The following is a 26,538-nucleotide window of genomic DNA, read 5'->3' on the forward strand; positions in this document are numbered from 1 at the left end:
ATGAACCACACTTCTATTTTACTCTAATTCGAAACACTTTTCATGCTTTTTAAAGAATTTCTTCATAATTTATTAGAATTTTCTAAAAATAATCAAATGGATACTATTTCTCTATGTCCATTACAATATAAAAATCTTTGGCATGAAGATGATCACGCCTATAATGAAAGAAATAATGGCATAAACGAGCACCGCACCTGCAGCAGCGTCTTTCGCTTGTTTCGCTAATGGATGAAACTCCTCCGTAACTAGATCAACTATTCTTTCAATTGCTGAGTTAATTAGCTCTAAAGCCAACATCCCTCCCATTAAGAGGAAAAGTATTAACCATTCAACATAACTGACACCTAACATCCAGCCTAGACCAAAAACAATGACAGAAGATAAAGAATGAAATTGAAAATTCCATTCTTTTAAAAAAGTAGCTTTAATCCCTGTAAAAGCATAATAAAAACTATATGCACGCCGTTTCCAACTAAATTTCTCCTTCTCGTTTATACCCATAACGATCAAGTATTTCCTTCTGTTTATTAAACATTTCTTTTTCGTCCTCTTCAGTCATATGGTCGTATCCTAAGAGATGTAGGAAACCATGAACGGTTAAAAATAAGATTTCTCTCATCAAACTATGCCCATACTGTTCAGCCTGCTCAACTGCCTTTGGATAGGATACAATAATATCACCTAAAACTCGAGGTAGGTGCTCTCCTTTAATGTTGATTTCATCCTCAGCATGCTCTTCCAATGCAAAAGATATGACATCTGTCTCTTGATCTTTATCTCGATATTCACGATTTATTTGTCTAATCGATTCATTATTTACAAAGGTGACCGATACCTCTGCTCCTTTTTCAATTTCTTCTATTTCAGCCGTATTTTGAAGAAGCTTTTCGATCTTTTCCTTTTGAATTTCAGTCAGTACATTTAATTCATCATTCAAATCTACTTGTAAGTTCATGCTCGTTTCACCTGCTTTTTTACGAAATCTTCTTTCGGGTATTCGATCCTTGAATGAAAGATCCCTTTCAGTGTTTCAAACATTGTTTTAGCAACAATGTTCAACTCTTTTAAAGTAATATCACATTCATCAAACTGTCCATCTTGAAGTCTTTCCGAAATGTTGTATTTAATTACCTCTTCAATCTTCTCAGATGTTGGATTCTTCAATGAGCGCACCGTTGCTTCTACACTGTCGGCAATTGATATGATTGCGATTTCTTTTGTTTGGGGCTTAGGACCCGGATAGCGAAATTCCTCCTCATCAATATCTTGCTTACTCAATTCTTGAGCTTTATGATAAAAAAACTTAAGTAACGTTGTTCCGTGATGTTGTTCAGCAATATCCACAATTTCTTTAGGCATTTTATGTTTTCTCAACATTTCTGCTCCTTCTATAGCATGAGCAATAATAATATTTTTGCTCATTTCAGGTGAAATTTCATCATGAGGATTGCTAATATTTATTTGATTTTCTATAAAATATTGTGGACGCCTAGTTTTACCAATATCATGATAGTACGCTCCTACTCTAGCCAATAATCCATTTGCTCCAATTGCCTCACATGATGCTTCAGATAAGTTAGCCACCATAACACTGTGATGATATGTCCCGGGAGTATCAGTCAATATTTTCCTAAGAAGGGGATGATTTGGGTTAGAAAGTTCAATTAATTTCATCGTTGATAATATACTAAAACCTGATTCAAAGAATGGTAATAACCCTATAGTCAGAACTGACGACATAATACCAGAAATAACCGTCATTATGAAATACGATCCAAATTCAATATTTGTATAACTTCCATTTTGAATCAATAAAATGGAAGTTAAAATAATAATGTTGACGAAAGAAATAAATAGACCGGCTTGCAATATTTTCGTTCGGACTTTATGGGAGCTTAGAAAAATGATCCCAGCTAAACAATTAAAAAAGTAGTAAATACCAATGGTATAATTAAAACTCCCTGTTATCCCCTCATTAAATATTAAACTACCGCATATAGATAGCATAAAGGCGGTTATGAGTGCAAGCCGCTCATCAATTAATAACTTAATTAATAAAGCACCAGTAGCTACTGGGACAACTAACCCTACGTCTGTAAAATCAAGCTTTTGAAACAAGCTTGTTGCCTTCATGATTCCTAATGTTATAGTTAAAACGATCAAATAGAGTAATAAGCGATTATTTTTATCCGCCTGTTTAATGGAAGATGTTTCAAAATAAAAACCTATAGTAAATGTGAATAATATACATAATATCCCTAATCCTATGAAAGGCTGGAAAGAAGTTTTATCCTCTAGCAAACCAAATAAGTTCAGCTTTCTATAGACCTCTGAGTCCACCAACTGGTTTTCTTCTACTATGATTTGCCCCTGTTTGATTTGCACATCTTGAACATTTTCTCTCGCTTCCTCTTTCTTTTGTGAGGTAAGTTCTGGACTTACAAAATAGTTTGTAATGATGGCATTTTGTCCAATTAAAACGGCAGCAGGTTCAAAAATGTTTGAAATAGGAGCATCCTCTATTTGTTCTTCTATGCTTTCTTTTACTTCAGGGAGTTTGTCAGATGATATTTGTTCACCCATTTCTTTATAAACTAACTCCCGAATGATTTTTTGAATGTTTTTCAACTCAGATTCTTCAGCAGAAAGAAGAGGTTTTAAATCTTCTAGTGATTGTTCAGTAAGAAATTCATCCGGTATTTGTTCTTTTTTTTAATTTTTCAAGCTTTTCATTTATTTGTTTATCTTCTTGATTGCTCTCTTTTGTTGTAGATTTATTAACCTCTATAATTGTATTGAAAATAGAGTCTACATAATCCGTTCGTTGTTGCTGGTCCTCCTTTTCAAAAGTATATTGAGTCTCAACATTATCTTCTGCTTCACTTTTTTTCTTATTCGTAGCCACTTCATCTATCTTTGTTGAAGGGGCATATATAGTTTGATTTGAAACACTGTATTTTTCAATATTTAATGTCTCTGGTTGGACACTAGGAAAAAGCACTAAGAAAAAGACTAAGGCTATCAAAAAATAATAGAACAAATGAAAGAATTGAGCATTCTTAATAGAACGGAATTGAAACTTACTCTTTTCTTTTCGCTTTGACTTTTTCTGCACAAAAACACCTCACTTTCTTATAAATTAGACTTCATCCAAGGTGTTATAAGCTTCTATTATTTTTCCTACTAAAGGATGGCGAACAACATCTCCTTGTTGCAACTCAATTACGGCAATGTCATCAATCGGTTGGAACAATTTCTTGGCAACCTGTAATCCTGAGTCTATCTTCTTAGGAAGATCAACTTGAGAAATATCACCTGTGACCACCATTTTCGAACCAAAACCTAGCCTTGTTAAGAACATTTTCATCTGTGCCGTGGTTGTATTTTGAGCTTCGTCTAGAATAACAAATGCATCATCTAGCGTTCTTCCACGCATATAAGCCAATGGTGCTATTTCTATTATTCCTCTCTCAATCAATCGTAAAGTATGGTCTGTTCCTAAAACATTATAAAGTGAATCATATAGCGGTTGAAGATATGGATCGACTTTATCCTTTAAATCGCCAGGCAAGAAGCCCAAATTCTCACCAGCTTCAACAGCAGGCCTAGTTAAGATAATCTTTTTTACATCACCATTTTTTAATGCTTTTACAGCCATTACTACTGCTAAGAAGGTCTTTCCTGTCCCGGCTGGACCAATCGCAAAAGTAAGATCATACCGAGTTAGGGCTGAGATGTAATGTCTCTGTCCTAAAGTTTTGACTACTATCGGTTTTCCTTTTACATCTTTAGTAATTTCTTCATCCAATAAATCAACTATCTGCTCTATTTTCCCTTCATTTAAAATTCTTATCGCATATATTACATCTTGATTAGATATATTAACCCCTCTTCTTATTAAGGCTAAAAGATGCTTCAAAAGACTATTAACCAATGTTACTTTATTTGACTCACCAATAACTCCAATTGATTCACCTCTAGTAACAATTGAGACGTTTAGTTCTTTTTCAATTAATTTTAAATTTGCATCATGATTTCCAAATAGCTTGAGAGCTTCTTCTGAATTCTGTATTTGTTCTTCAATAGTTACTAAACCTTCTGTCATTCTCTATTCTCCCTGATTAATTGGTATAGTATCGACAATATCCTCTATAACATTGTATAGGATTGTCAATTTCACTTTACCATTGCTTATCTCTTCATGCAAAACTTTTTCTTCTTTTATCGACGCATCCTTGTCAATCTCACTTAGTATATATTCTCTTCCCAATTTCTCAGCCGCTTCAATAGCTTCATCCTCACTATAGATTCTCTTTAATGTTTCAGACTCTCTAATCGTCTTTCTTTCAATAACAACAGGCAACTCCCATCTGAAAAATTTAATTTGATGATCGGTACTTTCTTCTGTATATCTTTTAAAATCGTTATCACTAATACCCCATACAGGAACCTTTAACGAACCGAAAGAAACAGAATATTCATTCATATTTTCACCCGTATAAGATTGAAAAGTTGATTCGAGCGGAGTTTCGATTGAAGTTTGATAAATAGTTTCTCCCAATATTTCTGCTTTTGCAGACACTATCGATTTCTTATCATCTTCACCATATAATCCTGATACTAATGTTTCACCTTTTTTTACATACTGATTGACTTCTACTACTGGCTTTCCTTTTTCAACAAACATTTTAGATATAACTGCGTCTTTTTTAGCAACAATATGGCGAGGACCATCTATATCTTTTACTTCGGGCTTCTCCTGATCAACGACGTTTAAATGATAGGATGTTCCCACGAGTTCAACCCCTATCCACGTTAACCCTTCTACATGATCAATTATATGATCTTGTATTTGTTCTTCACTGGGCAAAGAAAAAAGAAACCTTCCTTGTTTTATTCCTAACTCATCGAGCTGTTTTTTTATATTATGCTCCGTTTTTGGATCAGCTCCCTCAATAGAGACGTTCCAAAGCATATTTGATAACATAAAGATAACCCCGATAAAAAAAATAAAACCAAGCAAAAATCCACCATTTCTCATCGTTCTTTTAATTAAGAAAGGCAGACCTCTCCCTCTTTGAAAAAAGCACTTGCATTCACTTTCCCTTACTACTCTTCGCAAGGCATGTACATCTTTTAGTCGAATTAAAAAACTTGTATGACTTTCTGATTTCTTTACGTTCCATAACAAAATGCCATTACGGGCGCATCGATTTAAAAAAAGCTCAATTCCTTGTCCTTTTACATGAACGGATACAACACCTAAAAAAAAGTAAATCCAACGATTTTTCATGAACTTCACTCCTATTCATCTAAAAAAATCACTTTTTCAATCGTCCCTTGCAATAATATTTCATCTGACAAAATTGTTTTAATAACAAAGCCTTCCCCTAAAATTTGCAGTTGTCCTTGGTACAACATCAATCTCAATTCTTTATCAGAAAATGTTAACAGTCCTTTATGGTTCTCAATATATATATGTAATTGACCAACCAATGTAATTCTTGGCATATTCATCATGACATCCGAAGGTAGTTCTAATGAATTTGTTAAAAATGATGATAATTTTTTCCGCCAATTATTTGACATAAAAAAAGAACCCCCCTCTCATCTCATATGTATGAGAATTCAGGAAGTTCTAACACATTTTTTATTCTATTTTCGGTATTGGTGTGGCCTATTCGCTCTAGGTTTATTTAAAATTTCATTCCAAATAATCCCTTGTCTTACATTTGATAATTCAACTTTATTTTTTCTTTTTTTCCTTTTTGATTCAGTTGGAAGTTCTACCTTATTCTCATTACCACTGGTTTGACTCTTTATTATTCTTTCTTGCTCTATTTCATTTTGTTTTACAGGTTCTACTGATGATTCTACTTTCGTTTTTATTTCCTCTAGTCTTTCACGATAAGTAGGGCGGCTAACAGTAGTAGACTCTTTGTTTGTTTTTTTATCCTCTTCCTTTCGTCCAAAGATCATCGGAATAACAGCGGCTAATATCACAATGAGGAGCCCCATATTATCAAATATTAAATCGAGAAAATTCACGTTAGCCACCTCCTTTAAGGATCATTTATTCTTCTTCCTCATTTGAGTCTTTCGGAAGCTCACCAATTGAATCACGCATTTTTGTATCTGCAGATATATTTTGATAATTCATGTAATCCATTACGCCAATATTGCCTTTTTTAAGAGCTTCAGACATAGCTAAAGGTACTTCAGCTTCGGCTTCAACTACTTTCGCACGCATTTCTTCCACTCGTGCACGCATCTCTTGTTCAAGTGCCACTGCCATCGCACGACGTTCTTCTGCTTTTGCTTGGGCAATATTTTTATCTGCTTCTGCTTGATCCGTTTGTAGAACAGCACCAATGTTTTTACCGATATCAATATCAGCAATATCAATGGATAAAATTTCAAAAGCAGTACCTGAATCTAACCCTTTCCCTAATACCGTTTGTGAAATCAAGTCTGGGTTCTCCAGTACTTTTTTATGATCTTTCGAAGAACCAATTGTACTAACAATCCCTTCACCTACACGAGCGATAACCGTATCTTCTCCAGCACCACCGACTAAGCGATCGATATTTGCTCGAACCGTAATTCGCGCCTTTGCTTTCACTTCAATCCCATCCATAGCAACACCCGCAATGAAAGGGGTTTCAATTACTTTAGGGTTTACACTCATCTGAACCGCTTCTAATACATCTCTACCCGCTAAATCAATCGCTGCACATCTTTCAAAACTTAATTCTATATTTGCTCTGTGAGCAGCAATTAAAGCATTAACAACTCGATCCACATTACCTCCTGCTAAATAGTGACTCTCCAGTTGGTTTGTATTTAAATCTAAACCAGCTTTCACAGACTTTATTAAGGGGTTAATGACACGACTTGGGATAACCCGACGCAAGCGCATCCCAATTAGGGTGAAAATACTTACTTTCACTCCAGAAGCAAGTGCTGATATCCAAAGCATGATTGGCACAAAGGTAAAAAATACTGCTAAAACAATTAGGGCTAACGCTACAATCGCTAACAAAATTAATGTTTGTGAGTCCATTATATACTCCTCCTATTTCATCTTATTTTTCTGTTATTTCTCTAACCACAATACGTGAACCTTCTACTTTCACTACTCGAATAGACTTATCACGATCTATATACGATCCTTCAGTAACGACATCCAATCTCTCCTCATCAATAATCGCCGTTCCTGAGGGGCGAAGTGAAGTCATTGATATTCCTTCCTTTCCAATTAACTCCAACCTATTCTTGTTAGAAATATACCCCCTTTCAGTATTAGTCGAATCATTCAGTATAATTTTTTTGAAAAAATTCATCCTTTTCCCCATCACCTTTGTCAAGATATATATTCCAACAACAGAGACGATTAGAGCAATAATTATGGAAAGTGCCATCAGCTTTATGTTCCCTGATGCTAAAAAGAGACTAATAATAATAGATCCTAATCCAATCGTTCCTAAAATTCCACCAGGGACAAAAAACTCACTAATAACTAAAATGATCCCAGCTATAAACAATAGGATTGCCCCTTGTCCAGCTAATCCAGCAACACTGCTTCCATAAAAGAATAGTAACAAAGAGCCTAATCCCATAAATCCTGGAACCCCAAAACCCGGAGAATAAAGTTCAACAATTAAGCCTAAGCTTCCAATCGATATTAAAATAGGAACAACGATAGGATGAGTTAAAAAGCGAGCAATCTTCTCCGCTACACTTACTTCGGCATCTACGATGTTAGCTCCTTCAAGGCCTTTTTCCACTAATAGTTGATCAATATCATCAACAATCCCTTCTGTATAGCCAACCTCTTCTGCTTCACTGGCTGTTAAGGTAAGGATTTTACCTTCTTTAGCCTTATATTCTGGTAGATCAATCTCTGGATCAGCCATAGCTTCCGCATAAATTGGGTCTCTATTATTTAGTTCAGCGGCTTCTCTCATACTTGCATTCCAATAGGAAACCGTCTTTTTATCTGCAGCGTTTCCCTCTTGATCAATGACCGCTGCTGCTCCCATTTTTGCATTGGGTACCATATAAATCTCATTAGCGTTTAACGCAATGAACGCTCCTGCAGAACCTGCTTGATTATTGATAAAGGCAACTGTTTCAACACTAGACTCATTAATTGTTTTGGCAATTTCTAATGCGCCATCAACTGCTCCACCAGGTGTATTAATTTCAAATATTATTAAATCACTGTTTGCTTCTTCAGCCTCTGTCACCGATCGTTCAATAAAAGCAGCTAAGCCTCTTTCGACCGTTTTTTCTACAGGTATGACATATACTGTAGGTTGATTTGCATTTGCCAAACTAACAAAGCCGAGAAAAAGAAATAGGACTCCAAGTAGTAATGTATGTATAGTCTTTTTCAAAAAAACACCTCCCTCCATTTACATTATATACTTACGATTGTCTGAACGAAAAGTTTCATCATAATAAGGACAAATTTCTATAATTATTAAATGCATAAGAAAAGCGCAAGCGCCTTGAAAAGCCTCGACAAGCATAAGGCGCGGAGAAAAGAAAGATGTTCTTTATCTTTTGTTCTACGTGACGATTACAGAAGATCTACTAAAAACAGCCACGTCCTGTGGCAACCTAGACCCACCTCCCTCCCGGAGGCGTCTCTGTTGACTTATCGTAGAGAAATAGAACATCATCTGCACAAAGGATCATCAACTTAGTTCAGCCACGTCCTGTGGCTAAAGTTGATGCTAAAACTTCCTGTTCATCGCACGTCCTGTGGGCAACGATGATGCTAGCACCTCGTGTGCTTCGAAAGCGCTTCCAGTCGCTGGGCGCTGGAGCTAGACAAAAATAAAAGCACCATACGAATAAGGAGAGATTTTTATACTTTCTTACTCTGCAAAAAAGACATCGATTCATTCGATGTCTTTTAAGAAAGTTGCTTTGCAACTAATTTATTTACAGTTGATCCTTCAGCCTTACCTTTTACTTTAGGCATAATAGCAGCCATTACTTTACCCATATCTGCTTTTGAAGTGGCCTTCAGTTCAGCAATAGTTTCATTAATAATTTTTAAAAGTTCTTCTTCAGATAACTGCTCAGGTAAATACTGATCTAAAATAGCTAATTCTTCTTGTACTTTTTCTACAAGGTCAGCTCTGCCAGCATTTTCAAATTCTTGGAGGGAGTCTTTTCGTTGCTTTAATTCACGAGAGAGAACTGTTAACTCTTCATCATTTGTTAACTCGTTTTTACCTAGTTTTATTGCTTCATTTTGAATGGAAGCCTTAACCATACGAATAACAATAAGCTTAACTTTTTCTCTACTTTTCATAGCTTGTTTCATATCTTCATTCAAACGTTCAAGAAGACTCATTCATACACCCTCTTTTACCATTTGCGCTTTCTTGCAGCTTCAGATTTCTTCTTACGCTTAACGCTTGGCTTTTCATAGAATTCACGTTTTCTAACCTCTTGCAATGTACCTGTTTTAGATACTTGACGTTTAAAGCGACGAAGAGCATCATCAAGCGATTCGTTCTTACGTACATTCGTTTTAGACATAATAAATTTCCCTTCCTCCGAACAAAACCGATGCAGTACAAGTGAAATACATGTACTCAAATAGTATAATATAATCATTGTTTTTGGTCAATGTATACCGTATGAAAATGGATTAGATTATTAGAAAAGCGGGGGCCCACAACTAGCATTTTGAAAAGACACTTGTGCTCATGCACAAGTGTCTTCACCAACATAGTATAAAATATCGTTCTTAATAATCAGAAACAGCGGTTTGTCCGCTTACAATTGCAATACCAGAACTTGCTCCGATGCGAGTTGCACCTGCTTCAATCATCTCAAGTGCACCTTTCCGATCACGAACGCCACCTGAAGCCTTCACACCAATTTTTGGTCCAACTGTTTCTCTCATTAACTTAATATCTTCGACTGTAGCTCCTCCAGTTGAAAATCCTGTAGAAGTTTTCACATAATCCGCGCCTGCTTTGACAGATAGCTCACAGGCCTTTACAATTTCATCTTTTGTTAATAGGCAAGTTTCAAAAATAACTTTTGTTAACGCTTGTCCTTTAGCTGCCTCTACTACTGAACGAATGTCTTTTTCAACTAAATCATAATTTTTATCTTTCAATGCCGCAATATTAATAACCATGTCAACTTCTGTTGCACCTTTTTCAATCGCATCTTTTGTTTCAAATGCTTTTACTTCTGGTGTATTGGAACCTAAAGGAAAGCCGATAACTGTACATACGTCAACATTTGATCCAGCTAATAGTCCAGAGGCTTTTTCAATCCAAGTAGGGTTTACACATACGGAAGCAAAATTATATTGTTTCGCTTCCTCACATAGTTTTTCTATTTGTTCACTTGTTGTATCCGCTTTTAAAGCAGTATGATCTATCATGTTTGCAATTTCTTTAGACACTTATTAAAACTCCTTCCATAATAAGTTGTACGTACCTCTTTACTATACCACTAATTTGATGAAAAGACGAGGTTTATGTAGAATATTTTGCAATAAAAACGAGTTTTTATGTCTAAATTCTAATAATTCTCTAAAAAATCATAAAAAAAAGCGTTAACCTCTCCGTCTTTAAGAGATTAACACTTCTTTAATTTATGACGTAAGTCGAATTTGACCTTCCTCAAGCACTCTTACAAATTGACCTTCATTATAGGGATACCCAGGTTTATCAATTTTCACTTTCACTAGTTTCCCTATCATTTCTTCAGTTGCTGGAAAGACTACCTTTAAATAATTATCCGTATACCCTTCATATAAACCACTTTCAGGTGCTTCTTTATATCGGTCCTCAGGAATTACTTCTAGAACCTCATTTTCAAATTGAGAAGCATATTGCTTCGCTAGTTGATCCGAGAGAGCGATTAAACGATGAACACGTTCATTTTTAACTTCTTCATCTACTTGACCATCCATAATAGCTGCTGGTGTACCTGTACGTTTAGAAAAAGGGAAAACGTGCAACTCAGAAAACTGATGATCTTTAATAAAATTAAAGGTTTCCATAAATTCCTCTTCTGTTTCTCCAGGAAAACCAACAATGACATCCGAAGTAATTGCTAAGCCCGGCATGGCTTTCTTTAACTTCTCAATTCTATTAGAAAACATTTCCATTGAATACTTTCGTCTCATTCTCTTTAATACAGAATTGGATCCTGATTGAAGAGGTATATGCAAATGTCTAACAACTTTATTGGATCGGTTTAGAACTTCTATTACTTCATCGGTTATTTGACTAGCTTCTATTGAAGATATGCGAATTCTCTTCAATCCGATGACTTTTTCATCAAGTTCACGCAATAGCATGGCGAAGTTGTAATCTTTCATATCCTCACCATATCCACCTGTATGAATTCCAGTTAAAACAATTTCCTTATAACCTGCATCAACAAGTTTTTGAGCTTGATCTACAACCTCTTGTGGCTCTCTAGATCTCATAAGTCCTCTAGCCCAAGGAATAATACAGAACGTACAGAAGTTATTACAGCCTTCTTGTATTTTTAAGGATGCACGAGTTCGATCAGTGAAGCTAGGAACGTCTAATTCTTCGTACACACGTGCTTTCATAATATTATTCACGCCATTAATTGGTTCCCGTTCTTTTTGATACTGTTTAATGTAATCCAGCATTTTTATTCGATCACTTGTCCCTACTACAATATCAACTCCTGGAATTGCCATTACTTCAGCTGGCGAAGTTTGAGCATAGCAACCTGTTACACAAATAACAGCATCTGGATTGTTTCGAATAGCTCTTCTAATAACTTGTCGGCTTTTTTTATCTCCAGTGTTCGTTACGGTACATGTATTAATAACATAAACATCTGCTTTTTTTTCAAAACTTTCCCGCGTGTAGCCAGCATTACTAAAAAGTTGCCAAATCGCTTCCGTTTCATAGTGATTAACTTTACATCCTAATGTGTGAAATGCTACTGATGCCATCTAATTCACCTCATCAATTCTAAATAATACGATACTGCCGATAAAAGATATAATGGAGCCGTTTCCGCTCTTAAAATTCTTGGTCCTAAACTACAAGAAATAAACCCATTTTCCTTTAATATTTCAAGTTCTTTTTCTGTAAAACCGCCTTCTGGTCCAAACAAAACAAACAACGATTGGTCTTTTTCTATAGTTGAAATTATTTGATGAAGTTTTTTTGCTTCACCTTGTTTTGACTCTTCTTCATAAGCAACAATCTTATAATTGTAATTAGAGGCCTTTTCAATTAGCTCCTCAAAACTTAATGGTTTTTCAACCATGGGTACTAAACTTCGATGTGATTGCTCTGCGGCTTCCTTAGCAATCTTATTCCATCTAACAACCTTATTTTTTATTTTCTTTTGATCTAATTTGACAATGGAACGAGTTGCATTAAAAGGGACAAACTCTTTCGCTCCAAGTTCTGTCCCTTTTTGTATGATATATTCTAGCTTATCCCCTTTAGGCATCCCACTCGCAATTGTTACATGAACAGGCAATTCTGAAGAACTCTTTATCCATGATAAACGATCAACCATAACAAAATCATCCGTTATTTTTTGGATTAGTCCTTTAGCAGTATAACCATCAAGCGTACAAATAATTAAAGGTTCGTTTTCCTTCATACGCATAACACGGGAGATATGATGAACATCATCTCCCGTGATTTTTACTTGATCTTCTATATCTTCTCTTTTTATTGAGACAAAATAACGTTGCATAACATGCCCCTCTTATAGTAATGGAGTTATTTTTTACATCCCTATTCTTTTTTAGCTATGAAAGCAATCCAATCCTCCATAACTAAAGTTTCATGAATTGCAAAACCTGCATTTTGAAGCGCTAATTTCACTTGATCCTTCTTATTATGAATAATGCCTGATGTGATAAAAGTACCACCTTTTTTCAAATTCGTATAAGCGTCTGTTACAAATCTTAAAATCACTTCAGCCAATATATTGGCAACAACTACATCTGCTTGTTCATTCATTTCATCTAGTAAATTGTTTTGTTTAACCTCTACATGATCGGATACTTTATTGATTTTAGTATTTAATCTTGCGCTTTCCACTGCTACAGGGTCAAGATCTAACGCATAAATAGTCTTTGCACCTAACTTGGCTGCTGCAATACTTAATACTCCTGAACCAGTCCCTACATCAATTACGCTATGCCCGGTTTTTATCGTTCTCTCGAGTGCTTGAATACATAGGACAGTTGTAGGATGCGTTCCGGTCCCGAAAGCCATACCTGGGTCTAATTCAATGATGAGTTCATTTTTTTCAGGCGTATATGATTCCCAGGTAGGAACGATCGTAAACTTTTCAGAAATTTTTACCGGATGATAATACTTTTTCCAAGCTGTTGCCCATTCTTCTTCGTTAACTTCACTAATTGAAATATCATTTCTTCCTAAATCAATGTTATAGAGCAACAAATTATTAATTGCTTCCTTAATTTCATCTACAGTTTCTCCTAAAAAACTGTTTACAGGAAGATAAGCTTTAATAATGACACCTTCTTCAGGATAATCATCAGGATTTAATTGGTAGATTTCTCCATATCGATCTTCTCTTTCCTTCAATAAATCAAGACGATCTTCAATGACAACTCCACTAGCTCCTGATTCATGAAGAATATTAGAAATAGGCTCAACTGCCTCCTGAGTCGTATGGATGCTAAATTCCGACCACTTCATTCTACCAACTCCTTCATATGATTAATCTCCCTTAAAGGCTTTTTTTACTTTTTCAAAAAGCGTTTCTTCATGTTCACTAGGACGATTTCCTGTCGTTTTTGAAAAGTCTCTTAAAATTTCTTTTTGCTTTTCTGTCAAATTGGTTGGTGTTACAACACGTACAATGACATGCTGATCTCCTTGCCCATATCCTCTTACATTTGGAACGCCTTTCCCTTTTAGGCGAAACTTTGTGCCTGTTTGTGTTCCAGCTGGTACCTTTAGTTTAACCTTCCCATGAAGAGTAGGGACTTCAATTTCATCACCTAGAGCTGCTTGTGCAAAAGTAACGGGCATTTCACAATAAATATCGTCTCCATCACGTTCAAATAATTCATGCTGACGGACATTAAACACAACATATAAGTCTCCAGACGGCCCTCCATTTACACCAGGTTCACCTTGACCGGATACACGTAATTGTTGACCATCATCTACTCCAGCTGGAATCGTAACAGAAATCTTCTTACGCTTTTTCACATTACCATTTCCACCACATGTCGTACATTTTTCTTTGACAATTTTCCCCTTACCTTGACAGTAATTACATACCCTACGATTAACGATTCTACCGAAAGGAGTATTTTGCTCGATATTTAATTGTCCAGAGCCTTTACAGTGCTTACACATTTCTGGATTCGTTCCTGGTTTAGCTCCAGAACCATGACATGTTGAACATTCTTCTTCACGAGGAATCTCGATCGTTGTTTCTTTTCCAAAAACAGCGTCCTCAAATGCAAGAGTCATTGTATATTGTAGGTCAGCCCCTTGTCTTGGTGCATTAGGATCACGTCTTCTTCCGCCACCACCGAAGATAGAGCTAAAAATATCCTCAAAACCAAAACCGCCACCAAAATCACCACCACCAAACCCAGCGTTAGGATCAGTGTGTCCAAATTGGTCATAATGGGCTTTCTTTTGATCATCAGATAAAACTTCGTATGCTTCTTTAACTTCTTTAAACGTTTCTGCAGCACTTTCTTCTTTATTTATATCAGGATGGTACTTTTTTGATAGCTTACGATAGGCTTTTTTTATCTCATCCTTAGAGGCACCCTTACCAACCCCAAGTACTTCATAATAATCACGCTTACTCATGAACTCACTCCCGATTTCTCACATAAAATTCATTCTATCACTGAAAAGACTTCTAAATCAACACTTATCCTACATTTAACGATATGTTCTTGTAGGTAATATATACTCTACAAGGGGGGTGTTCAAAAAGTCTTTAAAAAAAGTCAAAGTCAAGACATATCCTGACTTTGACTTTTAAACTGCTTAGAGTCTTTTATTATTTCTTATCCTCATCTACTTCTGTATATTCAGCATCTACAACATTCTCATCATTATCAGTTGGCTGTTCTCCGCCTTGTTGTGCTTGTGCTTGCTGTGCCGCCTCTTCATAAAGCTTCATTGATAATTGTTGAACAATTTCTTGAAGTGCGTCTTTTTTTGCTTTAATCTCTTCAAGATCATTATTTTCAATCGCTTTTTGAAGAGCATCCTTTGCTTCATTGGCTTTTGTCACTTCTGCTTCTTCCACTTTACCCTCTAAATCTTTTAAGGTTTTTTCTGTTTGGAAGACTAGTTGATCAGCTTCATTACGAAGCTCAACCTCTTCTTTACGCTTCGCATCAGCTTCTGCATTTTCTTCTGCTTCTTTAACCATGCGTTCGATTTCATCATCAGATAACCCTGAAGAAGATTTAATTGTAATATTTTGTTCTTTCCCAGTACCTAAGTCTTTTGCACTAACATTTACAATCCCATTTTTATCAATATCAAATGTGACTTCAATTTGTGGAACTCCACGTGGTGCTGGTGGAATATCCGTTAATTGGAATCGACCCAATGTTTTATTATCTGGCGCCATTGGACGTTCACCTTGTAGCACATGAATATCTACAGCTGTTTGATTATCTGCAGCTGTGGAGAATACTTGGGATTTACTTGTTGGAATCGTTGTATTACGTTCAATCAATTTCGTAAACACATTCCCCATTGTTTCAATACCTAATGATAATGGAGTTACATCAAGTAAAACGACATCTTTTACATCACCTGTAATAACCCCACCTTGGATAGCAGCTCCTAAAGCAACTACTTCATCAGGATTTACTCCTTTATGTGGTTCTTTTCCAAGCAATTTCGTGATTGTTTCTTGAACTGCTGGAATACGTGTAGAACCGCCTACTAAGATTACTTTATCAATTTCACTATTGCTTACACCAGCGTCTTGGATTGCTTGGCGCACAGGACCCATAGTTTTTTCAACTAAATGAGCAGATAATTCATCAAATTTTGCTCTTGTTAAAGTTTGCTCTAAATGTAGAGGTCCAGCATCTCCAGCTGTAATAAATGGTAGTGAAATTTGTGTAGAAGAAACGCCAGATAGATCTTTTTTCGCTTTTTCAGCAGCATCTTTTAAACGTTGCAAAGCCATTTTATCTTTAGAAAGATCAATGCCGTTCTCCTTCTTAAATTCTTGAACTAAGAAATCAATAATAACTTGGTCGAAGTCATCTCCACCAAGACGATTATCACCAGCTGTGGAGCGTACCTCAAATACTCCATCACCTAGTTCAAGGATCGATACGTCAAACGTACCTCCACCTAAATCATATACAAGAATGGTTTGATCTTCTTCCATTTTATCTAAACCATATGCTAATGTCTCTGCAGCAAGGCAGTTGGCTCGTTCACTATTCTTTCTACTTCTAGTCCTGCAATTTTCCCTGCATCTTTCGTTGCTTGTCGTTCAGCATCGTTAAAGTATGCTGGAACCGTAATAACAGCTTTTGTTACTTCTTCTCCCAAATATTCTTCTGCATAAGATTTTATATGTTGTAAGATGTTCGCAGAAATTTCTTGTGGAGAATAGTTTTTCCCTTCTACTTCAACCTTATAATCAGTTCCCATATGACGTTTAATTGAAATAATGGTGTTTGGGTTTGTAATTGCTTGACGTTTAGCAACTTCACCAACTTGTCTTTCTCCATTTTTGAAAGCAACGACAGAAGGTGTTGTTCTATTCCCTTCAGGGTTTGGAATAACTTTAGGTTCTCCACCTTCCAAAACAGCAACACATGAGTTCGTTGTTCCTAAATCAATACCAATAATTTTTCCCATTTTCTATACCTCCTAAAAAATATGTAATTTTATTGATTTACTTTAACCATTGATGGTCTGACCACACGATCTTTAAGTTTATAACCCTTTTGAAGCTCTTCAACTACAACATTAGAATCATATTCATCATCTTCAACTTGCATTACAGCTTGATGAAAATGAGGATCAAATGGTTCACCTACAGATTTTATAGGCTCAACTCCTTCTTGTTCAAGTGCTTTAAAGATTTGGTCATAAACCATTTCCATTCCGTGCAAAAGATTTTTCACTTGTTCATCATCAGAATCTATTTTTAGTGCTCGTTCAAAATTATCTAGAGCTGGTAAAAGATCTGTAATTAAACTTTGAGCACGATATTTTTGACCTGATTCTTGATCTAGTCTTGTTCTACGACGATAATTGTCAAAATCGGCCTGTAAACGAAGCAAACGACTTTCAGTTTCCGTTAGAGCCTTCTTTGTAAGCTCTAATTCTTCATCAATTGAATCAGAATCGGTCACTTGTTCTTCAGTATCAATCTCTTTATCATCAATATTCTCATCTTGCTCATTTTGTTCATCAGTTAATGTATCACTTTCTAAATGTTCTTCTTTCAACGTTTCCATCTCTTTCTCTTCCACATCATTCACCTCCCTTAAAGAATAAAAGCTGAAGCCTTTTTATGTACATCATCTAAGTTCAGCCACGTCCTGTGGCAACGATGATGCTAGCACCTCGTGTGCATCGTCGACAAGCAAAAGAAAAGATGATCTACTAATTACAGCCACGTCCTGTGGCAACGTAGATCCACCTCCATCCTGGAGGCGTCTCGGGCTAGGTGCTGAAGCTAGATAAGAATAAAAGCTGAAGCACCTTAATTACAAAGTAAAAGGGATGGGTAATCTTGATACCCACCTGCTTAAACACTCACTTCAATCATAAAAATTAGTAACAATCTTAGACAGATCATTCGCTACCAATTGAATCAAACTAATGACTCTTGAATATTCCATACGTGTGGGTCCAATAACTCCAATTGTTCCTAATTGACTTCCCCCAATTGAATAGGTGGCAGTTATTAAGCTACAATTTTTCATTTCTACAGCATCATTTTCTGTGCCTATTTTTACTTTTATACCCGTTTGATTTGCATGAAGCAACGGGTATAAACTTTCCTCTTTTTCAATTAACTGCATAAAGCTTCTCATCATAGCAACGTCATGAAATTCAGGCTGTTTAAAAATATTTGTTTTCCCACCGAAATAAAGCTTTTCTTTTTCATCAATAGAAAGTGTTCCAGAAAGCAATTGAATGAGGGAATCATAATTTTCTAAGTTCTCTCTTAATAAAACAGCTACTTCTTTATATATTTTATTCTTCAATTGCTGAAGTGGTACTCCTACTAATCGATCATTTAAGATATTAACCATACGTTCAATCTCACTAGGATCAATGGATTCAGGAAAACTAATTGTTCTGTTACTAACATACCCATTACTCGTTACAATGATCGCCACAACGGTATCATCGTTTATAGGGATAATTTGAATTCTCTTTAGTTTATTTTCGGTAAACTTAGGTCCAAGTATAATCGATGTATAGTTAGTTAAGTCAGATAATATTTTAGCAGAATTCTGAACGATTCTCTCAAGTTCATATATCTTCTCTGCAAAAACAGATTTAATTACTACAATTTCATCTTTCTTTAATTTCTGCGGAGATATAAGATGGTCAACATAGTAACGATAGCCTTTTTCAGAAGGGATACGTCCTGATGAGCTATGGGTTTTTTCGATAAGACCCATTTCTTCCAAATCAGCCATGTCATTCCTAATGGTTGCAGAACTATATAAAATATCTTGCTTTTTAGATAATGTACGTGACCCAATTGGTTGCCCAGAATGAATAAAACCATCTACAATTACTTGTAAAATGTTTAATTGACGACCTGTAAGCATTGTATCATCACCTCTGTTAGCACTCTGTTATTACGAGTGCTAAATCTACAAATAAGTTATCAGATGACAGAGGAATTGTCAATTACAAACCACTTAAAAATGATTGGAACACCTCATTCCCTATCATTTTCCCTTCCTCTGTTAAATATATCGATGATCCATCTTGTTTAAGAAGGTTTCGATTAAATAAAATTTGAATTTCTTCTCCGAATAGGTCGAATAGGTCTTCAGAAAATTTCTCTTTAAAATGGTCAACGGACACTCCTTTTGTCTTTCTTAATCCTAAAAACATCTCTTCTTCAATCATTTCCTTTCTAGTGACGAGATGTTCATCTATAAAAGCAGTGCCTTTCTCTTTTATCAAAGACATATACTTGTTGAGGGGCCTAGCATTTACACGCCTTACTCCATGAACATAACTGTGAGCTCCAGCACCAAAACCGTAATATTCTTCATTATTCCAGTAGGTTAAATTATGTATACTCTCATATCCCTCCATTGAAAAATTACTAATTTCATATTGATTCCGCCCCGCTTTTTTCATTTCAGTCATTAATTTTTCAAACATCATAGCCTCTTGTTCTTGAGGTGGTAGATGAAGCTTTCCTTTTTGAAGTCGATTATAAAACACGGTCTTTGGCTCTACAATTAAGGAATATGAAGAGTAATGCGGAACATCTAATGACAATGCTAGTTTTAATGAATCAAGAAAAACCTCCATTGTTTGACCTGGCAAACCAAACATTAGATCTAGACTAATATTTTTAAACTGTAATGCTCTTGCTATTTCAACAGCATGGTAGACATCATCCGCTCGATGAGTCCTACCAATCTTTTTTAACAAATCTTTATCAAAGGTTTGAACTCCAAAACTTAATCTGTTCACTCCACCTTGTTTAAGTAAGGCTAATTTTTCTTCTGTGAGATCATCAGGATTACATTCGAATGAATACTCAACTTCTTTTGTTAAAGGTAAAATATTATCACTAATAATGGATAAGAGATAAGAAAGTTCTTCTGAATTAAGAGCCGTTGGTGTTCCGCCACCAACAAAGATTGTTTCAACTTTTTCCGTTTTAAATAACTCAAATGTCTTTTTTATTTCTACCTCTAACATTTGCAAATATCCTTTTACAGGTTGCTTTTCAATAAAATATTTATTGAAATCACAATAGTGACAAATCTGTTTACAAAATGGAATATGAATGTATACGGCTCTTGGCATAACATCACCTTCTAAAAATTATTATCATGCAATTTATCCAGAAGTTAAAAGGAAGCATCATTTAAGAAAAGCGCAAGCGCCCGTTTAGCGACACATAAACAAGAAAGAATGGCTAACTTCCGCCACGACCTTTGCGTCGAAAGCGCTACCTGCCGCTGGGCGATGGAGACAGACACTGATGAAAACATCATTCAAATAGGGACAAACTTTTATACTATCTCACTCTGCGAAAAAGACCTGACAATTGGTCAGGTCTTTCGAGAAAAAATATTGATAAGGTTTATTATTAAGAATCCTCCATTTTTAACACTGCCATAAAGGCCTCTTGAGGAACCTCAACAGATCCAACTTGTTTCATGCGACGTTTTCCTTCTTTTTGTTTCTCCAGAAGTTTACGTTTTCTTGAAATATCTCCACCATAACATTTTGCTAAAACATTCTTTTTAATGGCTTTAATCGTTGACCTTGCAATAATTTTTGTACCAATCGCAGCCTGTATCGGCACTTCAAACTGCTGACGAGGTATTAGTTCTTTTAATTTCTCAACAATCAACTTTCCTCTTTCATATGCCGTATCACGATGTACTATGAAAGATAAGGCATCGATTTTCTCTCCATTTAATAATATATCCATTTTAACTAGTTTAGATGGTCTATATCCAACTAATTCATAATCAAAGGAAGCATATCCTTTCGTATTTGACTTTAGCTGGTCAAAGAAATCATAGACAATCTCTGCAAGAGGTATATCATAAACAATACTTACTCTTATCTCATCTAAATACTGCATATCAACAAATATTCCACGCTTACCTTGGCAAAGCTCCATTACACTGCCTACATAATCGTTTGGCACCATAATAGTTGCCTTAACATAAGGTTCTTCCACATGTTCAATTGACTGTGGATCTGGCATATTTGAAGGGTTATCTACTTTCAACACTTCATCATCAGTTAAATGAACATCATAAATAACAGATGGGGCAGTAGTAATTAAGTCTATTTTAAATTCTCGTTCTATCCGTTCTTGAATAATTTCCATATGCAACATTCCTAAAAATCCACAACGGAAGCCAAACCCTAAAGCTTGAGAGGTTTCTGGTTCAAATTGCAAAGAGGAATCATTTAATTCTAATTTTTCAAGAGCTTCACGTAAGTCGTTGTACTTTGCAGTATCTATCGGATATAACCCACAATATACCATAGGATTCAATCTTCTATAACCAGGCAATGGCTCTTTTGCTGGGTTATCAAAGGAGGTAATTGTATCTCCTACACGAGAGTCTCCTACATTTTTTATCGATGCCGTTAAAAAGCCAACATCACCCACGGTAAGTTCCTTTAAAGGTGTCGCTTTAGGCGTGAAAACACCTAATTCTGAAACCTCAAAATGTTTACCTGTTGCCATCATTTTAATTTTATCGCCAACGCTAACTGTTCCTTCAATGATTCGAATATAAGCAACTACCCCACGATATGGGTCATATAATGAATCAAAAATCATTGCCTTTAAAGGGGCGCTAGGATCACCTTGAGGAGTGGAACCTTTTCAACCACTTGTTCTAGTATTTCCCCGATTCCTACACCAGCTTTCGCTGATGCTAATACAGCCTCTGAAGCATCTAACCCGATAACATCTTCAACTTCTTTTCGAACTCTTTCAGGTTCAGCACTAGGTAAATCTATTTTATTGATAACAGGTAAAATTTCTAAGTCGTTATCAAGCGCTAAATAAACGTTTGCCAACGTTTGAGCTTCAATTCCTTGTGCAGCATCTACTACAAGGACCGCACCTTCACAAGCAGCCAAGCTTCTTGAGACTTCATAAGTAAAATCGACGTGTCCTGGAGTATCAATTAAGTGGAAAATATATTCTTCTCCGTCTTTAGCTATGTACTTCAATTGTACTGCATTTAATTTAATGGTTATTCCTCGTTCACGTTCAAGATCCATTTGAATCTAATAGCTGTTCTTTCATTTCTCTTTGCGTTATTGCTGCCGTTTTTTCAAGGATTCGATCAGCAAGGGTCGACTTTCCATGATCAATATGAGCAATAATAGAGAAATTCCGAATCCGCTGTTGACGTGCCAATCTTTCCTCATTATTCATATCCTGTTCACTCCTACATGCCAACATACACTAGCACTGATTATAACAATACGGAGCTCAAGATTCAACAAAAAAGAAAAGCGGAAGCGCCCGCTTAGCAACGAAGTAAAACGAAAATAACATTACCTTTATAAAAAAACGAAAACTTATCGCACTTAAGTCACATCTCCGATTGCTTCTCTTTTACTAAATTGATACATTTTTGCAAGGCTGCTTGTACACCTTCTCCTAATTTCCTGCCAGCTTGAGAAAATAGATTAAACCCCTCTATTTCTTCCAATTCCTTCTCTTTTTCAGACAACTTGGGATTTACATATAGAGAAGAATTTGTTGTATCGATATCTTCCTTAACAATCGAAGTAGACAAAGAAGATGACTCATCACCTTTTATATACATGACCCCATTATGAGCCTGTTTTATACCAACGATAATACCTATAAATAAGACTAGACAAAGGACGACACACCTTAAAATAAACTTCTTCACTTTCACCACTCCCATTAGAAGCTCTATTTCCATTCATATGCTTGTCCATCCCCCATTATGCATATTCTTAATGTGTATAAACCCCTGAATTGGTTTGGTCTACAGCTTGATGAAGAGCCGTATTTAAACCTGATGCTAATATATTTGCCATTTCTTCCATAAAAACATCGACTTCTTTCGGTGTCACCATTAAATTATGGCCTAAGGGAGATAACACTTCGTGAATTAATTGACGTTTTTCATTCTCAGATAAAGTACCGACCTGGCCTAAAAAGTGATACCTATGTTCTTCTTCAGGTAAATCATCATCGTTTAACACTTTTTTTTCACCGAAGCTCATACCAGCAGGAGCTAAAGCACGTGAAGGTTTATCTCCTTCTTTTAATTCTCGACCAAAATGTTTTAAAATGAAATCGATTGTATCACTTGTTATTGAAACAGCATCAACTACAGTCGGCACACCAATGGCAATTACGGGAACACCTAATGTATCTTCACTAAGATCTTTCCGTTTATTTCCTACTCCTGAACCGGGATGAATACCTGAATCAGATATTTGAATCGTTGTATTCACTCTTTCTATAGACCGTGCAGCTAAAGCATCAATGGCGATAATAAAATCAGGTTTTGCTTGTTGGACAACTCCAGAAATAATATCACTCGTTTCAATCCCAGTTAACCCCATAACCCCAGGGACAATTGCTGAAACGGACCGATATCCTTCTTCAACATTTTCAGGTTGTAAACTAAATAAATGCCTAGTGACCAAAAGATTTTCAATGGTCATGGGTCCTAAAGCATCTGGCGTCACATTCCAATTACCTAATCCAACAACTAAACAAGTCGCATTTTCTTTAATATTTTTACTCTTTAAAAAGAAACTGAACTGCTCGGCAAAAACTTTAATAACATCTTGTTGAAGAGCAGAATCTTGCTCTCTTATACCTTGAACTTCCATCGTCAAATAATTTCCCGGCTTTTTTCCAACCATTTCTGAACCTTTCTTTGTTATCTTTACATTTGAAATTTTTATTCCGTCTTGTTCTGCTTCTTTTATAATTACCCCTTCAATATTAGATATATTTTCTTGAGCTTCAATTGCTAAATCCGTTCTTACTGAATATTTACTAAGGTCTATTGAATTCATATACAATACACTCCTTCATGTTTAAAGACAATCTCCTTTTTCTTACTTTTTCCAAACAAAAATATATTAGTCACTTCAATTTTTGTTTTTTATTTGTATGAACACAATTGAGCAAAGAAAAAAAACCCTTTGCAAAAGAGTTACCTGTTTGATAGAATGTTTTTGTTATACTAGTGAAGCTTCTTAGGAGGTGAAAGAATTGGCAAATATTAAATCTGCTATTAAGCGTGCAAAAACAAACGAAGAGCGTCGTGCTCACAATGCAACGATCAAATCTGCTATGCGTTCTGCTATTAAACGTTTTGAAGCAAACGTTGAAAATAAAGAAGTAGAAGCAGCTAAAACTTCATTCAATGAAGCTGCAAAGAAAATTGACAAGGCTGTTAATAAAGGAATCATCCATAAAAACACGGCTGGTCGTCAAAAATCTCGTCTAGCTAAAAAGCTAAGCGAACTTTCAGCATAATTAATACCGCAAACTAAAAAAGATCCAACTAAGGGATCTTTTTTTAGTTTCACCTTTTTTTAAACCAATCTAAGTGACGACTAAAGCTTGTGGTGTTGAACACCAGTTGAAAAAAAGCAGCTGAATTTATATACATCTTTATATTTTCTATGCTACCTTAAAAAGCTTAGTGAAAAACAACTCTAATATTAGCTGCTTGTCTCTTTTTCCCGTTTTCATTTCATAATCAGCTTCTGCAAGATCATATAATATTTTTTCTAAATCTTGTTCTTTGAACGTTTGTCCTTGTTGGTAAGCTAGCTTTACTCGGTAAGGGTGAACCTTTAATTGACCAGCTACTTGATTTTGTCCGTACCCTTGCTTCATTAATTCTTTCACTTGATAAATAAGACGGAATTGAGAAACTAATAATGCTAAAATCTTGATTGGTTCTTCATTATTTTTTAATAAATCGAAGAAAATTTGCAGAGCCGCTGAGGCTTGCTTTTTTACCACTTTATCGATTAATTCAAATATATTATGCTCTAAAGTTCGAGGAACTAGCATCATAACAACATCTTTTGAAATCACTCCACCTTCATCTAAAAACAACCTCAACTTCTCCATTTCTCTTTGAATAGCCATTAAATGACCTCCAGTAAGGAAAAGCAATTGATCCAATGCATCCTCATCTATTTCCAACTGTGCTTGTTCAAAAAACTGTTTAATCCAAATTCGCTTATCGTCTTCTTGAAACTGGTTTGTATCTACTACTTCAGCATGTTTTTTTATTAGTTTTGTTATTTTTTTTCGTTCGTCTAATTTACTGTAGGGAGCAACGACTATAAACACAGTAAAAGGAGCTATATTTTTAATATAACTTTCTAATGCATCAATATTATGCTCAATCTTCCCTTTTTGAGCTGTTAAAAAAAGAGGATTTTTTGCAATTACAATCTTTTTTTCTCCCAAAAATGGTAGTATTTCCGCTTCATCTATAGCTTCTTCAATATTTTGAACTTCTAAGTCATAAACAGATATATTTAATTCTTTTTCCTCTTCAGTTAAAATATTGTTGATTAGCTTCTTTATCGTTTCTTCGATTAAATATGTATCCTCACCCAACAATAAATACATAGGATTAACCTGTTTTTTTTGAATCTTGTCCCATTGCTTAATCATTTTACACCTCTCATTGGTCGTTCACTTTTTAATCCTAAATTCTTTTCACCACTTTGACAAGTTAGAAAAGGGCAAAGAAAATTTAAAGGCCAATTTTTGAAATAAAATCAAAAATCAGCCTAATCTATAATAAACGTTCCTTCATAAGCCCTAGGAATCTTATGTTAGAACGATTACCATACTAATATTTTTTCCTGCACCGTTATTTATATAGGTGTTAATCGTTTACATCAGAAAGAGATTTTTTCTTTACAATAATTAATTAATCCATCCATTAGTAGATTTTTCTTCACATTTAGCTTATACTAATGGATGAAATAGGAGGGATATGCAGTGAATGAATTTGAACAAGAAGTACAAAGTAAACGAAATGATGCTGTAGATTCTGCTGTTGGATTTATTGTTTCTTTCGGATTCTTCGCCACAATCTTTATTATTGGTACTGTGATAAAATTAATTGGTTCATAATACCATTGTTGGAGTTCATAAGAGCTCCTTTTTTTATTTCTTCACAATAGGTTATGGGGGATACGTATAAAAGGTTCCTCTATTTTCTTGCCAACGAAATTCAATTGAACCATGTTTGTTCGTTTGATAAATAATCGCATTATATTTTTCCAACCTCTCCAAAACCGCTGAACTAGGATGTCCATAACGATTCTTCTCACCAACAGAGATTAATGCTCTAACTGGACGGATCTCCTCCAAAAATTTTTCTGTTGTAGAGGTTTCACTCCCATGATGAGCAATCTTTAAAATTTCAATCCCTTGTAGGTTATATTTTTCAACAAGCTCTTTTTCTAATGGCTCTTCAATATCACCTGTAAATAACCAGTCATAGCCCCCTATCTTGGAATTTAACACAAGTGAATTGTTATTTTTATGATCCGCTATTTGAAAAGGAGACAATACATCAAAAGTAAGAACTTGTCCTTTTATTTTGGCTCCAGCACTCAAAAGTGTGACGTTTACTTTCTTTTGATGAGCTAATGAAACAATAGCACTTCCCCATTCACTATCGTCAAATCCGATAGGAACAATTAAATGGTTTACTTTAAATTTTTTAATTAAGTAAATAGCTTCACCAGTATGATCAAAGTCTCCATGGGTCAA

At 35.4% G+C, this 26,538-nt stretch carries 26 protein-coding genes and 2 pseudogenes; 2 read left to right on the plus strand and 26 right to left on the minus strand.

Going from position 1 to position 26,538, the window contains the following annotated elements; genetic code table 11:
- Positions 1–120 precede the first annotated feature (120 nt).
- From LC087_RS07720 to gpr, 24 genes and pseudogenes are all read right to left on the minus strand, one after another.
- Entirely contained in the window at positions 121–504 is a 384-nt protein-coding gene (locus LC087_RS07720) for a diacylglycerol kinase family protein (protein ID WP_226540109.1), read from the minus strand.
- Positions 476–958, minus strand: coding sequence for an rRNA maturation RNase YbeY (gene ybeY / locus LC087_RS07725; RefSeq protein ID WP_226539873.1), 483 nt, complete (start codon positions 956–958; stop codon positions 476–478). Before ybeY ends, LC087_RS07720 begins: the two co-directional genes overlap by 29 nt.
- Positions 955–2,631 carry an HD family phosphohydrolase gene (locus LC087_RS07730; protein WP_306020542.1) on the minus strand — a complete coding sequence of 559 codons (1,677 nt, stop codon included), beginning with the start codon at positions 2,629–2,631 and terminating at the stop codon, positions 955–957. Before LC087_RS07730 ends, ybeY begins: the two co-directional genes overlap by 4 nt.
- A 61-nt stretch (positions 2,632–2,692) precedes the next feature.
- Positions 2,693–3,118, minus strand: a complete 426-nt coding sequence (locus LC087_RS19895) for a hypothetical protein (RefSeq protein WP_306020545.1) — start codon at positions 3,116–3,118, stop codon at positions 2,693–2,695.
- A 24-nt stretch (positions 3,119–3,142) separates the two neighbouring features.
- Positions 3,143–4,108, minus strand: coding sequence for a PhoH family protein (locus LC087_RS07740; RefSeq protein ID WP_226539868.1), 966 nt, complete (start codon positions 4,106–4,108; stop codon positions 3,143–3,145).
- A gap of 3 nt (positions 4,109–4,111) precedes the next feature.
- Entirely contained in the window at positions 4,112–5,296 is a 1,185-nt protein-coding gene (gene yqfD / locus LC087_RS07745) for a sporulation protein YqfD (protein WP_226539867.1), read from the minus strand.
- 11 nt (positions 5,297–5,307) lie between these two features.
- A complete protein-coding gene (yqfC, locus tag LC087_RS07750; RefSeq protein WP_226539866.1) occupies positions 5,308–5,592 on the minus strand; it encodes a sporulation protein YqfC in 285 nt (94 codons plus the stop codon).
- A gap of 66 nt (positions 5,593–5,658) precedes the next feature.
- Positions 5,659–6,051: a hypothetical protein gene (locus LC087_RS07755; protein ID WP_226539865.1), complete on the minus strand. Its 393-nt coding sequence runs from the start codon at positions 6,049–6,051 to the stop codon at positions 5,659–5,661.
- Positions 6,052–6,076: 25 nt separating this feature from the next.
- A complete protein-coding gene (gene floA / locus LC087_RS07760; RefSeq protein ID WP_226539864.1) occupies positions 6,077–7,066 on the minus strand; it encodes a flotillin-like protein FloA in 990 nt (329 codons plus the stop codon).
- Positions 7,067–7,088: 22 nt separating this feature from the next.
- On the minus strand, positions 7,089–8,420 hold the full coding sequence (locus tag LC087_RS07765; RefSeq protein WP_371932662.1) for an NfeD family protein: 1,332 nt from the start codon (positions 8,418–8,420) through the stop codon (positions 7,089–7,091).
- Between the two features lie 506 nt (positions 8,421–8,926).
- Positions 8,927–9,373, minus strand: a complete 447-nt coding sequence (locus LC087_RS07770; protein WP_226539862.1) for a GatB/YqeY domain-containing protein — start codon at positions 9,371–9,373, stop codon at positions 8,927–8,929.
- Positions 9,374–9,387: 14 nt separating this feature from the next.
- A complete protein-coding gene (gene rpsU / locus LC087_RS07775) occupies positions 9,388–9,561 on the minus strand; it encodes a 30S ribosomal protein S21 (RefSeq protein ID WP_226539861.1) in 174 nt (57 codons plus the stop codon).
- Between the two features lie 211 nt (positions 9,562–9,772).
- Positions 9,773–10,423: a deoxyribose-phosphate aldolase gene (gene deoC / locus LC087_RS07780; RefSeq protein WP_264189887.1), complete on the minus strand. Its 651-nt coding sequence runs from the start codon at positions 10,421–10,423 to the stop codon at positions 9,773–9,775.
- 213 nt (positions 10,424–10,636) lie between these two features.
- Positions 10,637–11,983 carry a tRNA (N(6)-L-threonylcarbamoyladenosine(37)-C(2))-methylthiotransferase MtaB gene (mtaB, locus tag LC087_RS07785; protein ID WP_306020550.1) on the minus strand — a complete coding sequence of 449 codons (1,347 nt, stop codon included), beginning with the start codon at positions 11,981–11,983 and terminating at the stop codon, positions 10,637–10,639.
- Positions 11,984–11,988: 5 nt separating this feature from the next.
- Positions 11,989–12,744 (minus strand): 16S rRNA (uracil(1498)-N(3))-methyltransferase, encoded by a 756-nt coding sequence (locus LC087_RS07790; protein ID WP_226539854.1) that lies wholly within the window; start codon positions 12,742–12,744, stop codon positions 11,989–11,991.
- Positions 12,745–12,785: 41 nt separating this feature from the next.
- The gene (gene prmA, locus LC087_RS07795; RefSeq protein ID WP_226539852.1) at positions 12,786–13,721 is read right to left on the minus strand and encodes a 50S ribosomal protein L11 methyltransferase; all 936 of its coding nucleotides are present in this window, start codon (positions 13,719–13,721) and stop codon (positions 12,786–12,788) included.
- Positions 13,722–13,742: 21 nt separating this feature from the next.
- On the minus strand, positions 13,743–14,858 hold the full coding sequence (dnaJ, locus tag LC087_RS07800) for a molecular chaperone DnaJ (protein ID WP_226539850.1): 1,116 nt from the start codon (positions 14,856–14,858) through the stop codon (positions 13,743–13,745).
- A 196-nt stretch (positions 14,859–15,054) separates the two neighbouring features.
- Positions 15,055–16,892, minus strand: a pseudogene (gene dnaK, locus LC087_RS07805) (molecular chaperone DnaK).
- A gap of 29 nt (positions 16,893–16,921) precedes the next feature.
- Entirely contained in the window at positions 16,922–17,497 is a 576-nt protein-coding gene (grpE, locus tag LC087_RS07810) for a nucleotide exchange factor GrpE (RefSeq protein ID WP_306020784.1), read from the minus strand.
- A gap of 306 nt (positions 17,498–17,803) precedes the next feature.
- The gene (gene hrcA, locus LC087_RS07815) at positions 17,804–18,829 is read right to left on the minus strand and encodes a heat-inducible transcriptional repressor HrcA (RefSeq protein WP_226539847.1); all 1,026 of its coding nucleotides are present in this window, start codon (positions 18,827–18,829) and stop codon (positions 17,804–17,806) included.
- Between the two features lie 82 nt (positions 18,830–18,911).
- On the minus strand, positions 18,912–20,054 hold the full coding sequence (gene hemW / locus LC087_RS07820; protein ID WP_226539846.1) for a radical SAM family heme chaperone HemW: 1,143 nt from the start codon (positions 20,052–20,054) through the stop codon (positions 18,912–18,914).
- Positions 20,055–20,340: 286 nt separating this feature from the next.
- A pseudogene (lepA, locus tag LC087_RS07825) lies at positions 20,341–22,164 on the minus strand (translation elongation factor 4).
- Positions 22,165–22,324: 160 nt separating this feature from the next.
- On the minus strand, positions 22,325–22,651 hold the full coding sequence (locus LC087_RS07830) for a DUF3679 domain-containing protein (RefSeq protein ID WP_226539844.1): 327 nt from the start codon (positions 22,649–22,651) through the stop codon (positions 22,325–22,327).
- 67 nt (positions 22,652–22,718) lie between these two features.
- On the minus strand, positions 22,719–23,798 hold the full coding sequence (gene gpr, locus LC087_RS07835; protein ID WP_226539842.1) for a GPR endopeptidase: 1,080 nt from the start codon (positions 23,796–23,798) through the stop codon (positions 22,719–22,721).
- Positions 23,799–23,997: 199 nt separating this feature from the next.
- On the opposite strand from gpr, the gene rpsT reads away from it, so the two are divergent.
- Positions 23,998–24,264, plus strand: coding sequence for a 30S ribosomal protein S20 (gene rpsT / locus LC087_RS07840; RefSeq protein WP_226539840.1), 267 nt, complete (start codon positions 23,998–24,000; stop codon positions 24,262–24,264).
- Between the two features lie 147 nt (positions 24,265–24,411).
- Here rpsT and holA read toward each other — a convergent pair whose 3' ends face one another.
- Complete coding sequence (holA, locus tag LC087_RS07845) at positions 24,412–25,425, minus strand: DNA polymerase III subunit delta (RefSeq protein ID WP_226539839.1); 1,014 nt, start codon at positions 25,423–25,425, stop codon at positions 24,412–24,414.
- 333 nt (positions 25,426–25,758) lie between these two features.
- On the opposite strand from holA, the gene LC087_RS07850 reads away from it, so the two are divergent.
- Positions 25,759–25,893, plus strand: coding sequence for a YqzM family protein (locus LC087_RS07850; RefSeq protein ID WP_226539838.1), 135 nt, complete (start codon positions 25,759–25,761; stop codon positions 25,891–25,893).
- Positions 25,894–25,944: 51 nt separating this feature from the next.
- Here the strand turns inward: LC087_RS07850 and LC087_RS07855 are convergent, their stop codons facing one another.
- A complete protein-coding gene (locus tag LC087_RS07855; RefSeq protein ID WP_306020558.1) occupies positions 25,945–26,538 on the minus strand; it encodes a ComEC/Rec2 family competence protein in 594 nt (197 codons plus the stop codon).

Origin of the sequence: Bacillus carboniphilus, from assembly GCF_020524035.2 — a bacterium.
Classification (GTDB): domain Bacteria; phylum Bacillota; class Bacilli; order Bacillales; family JAIVKR01; genus Bacillus_CC.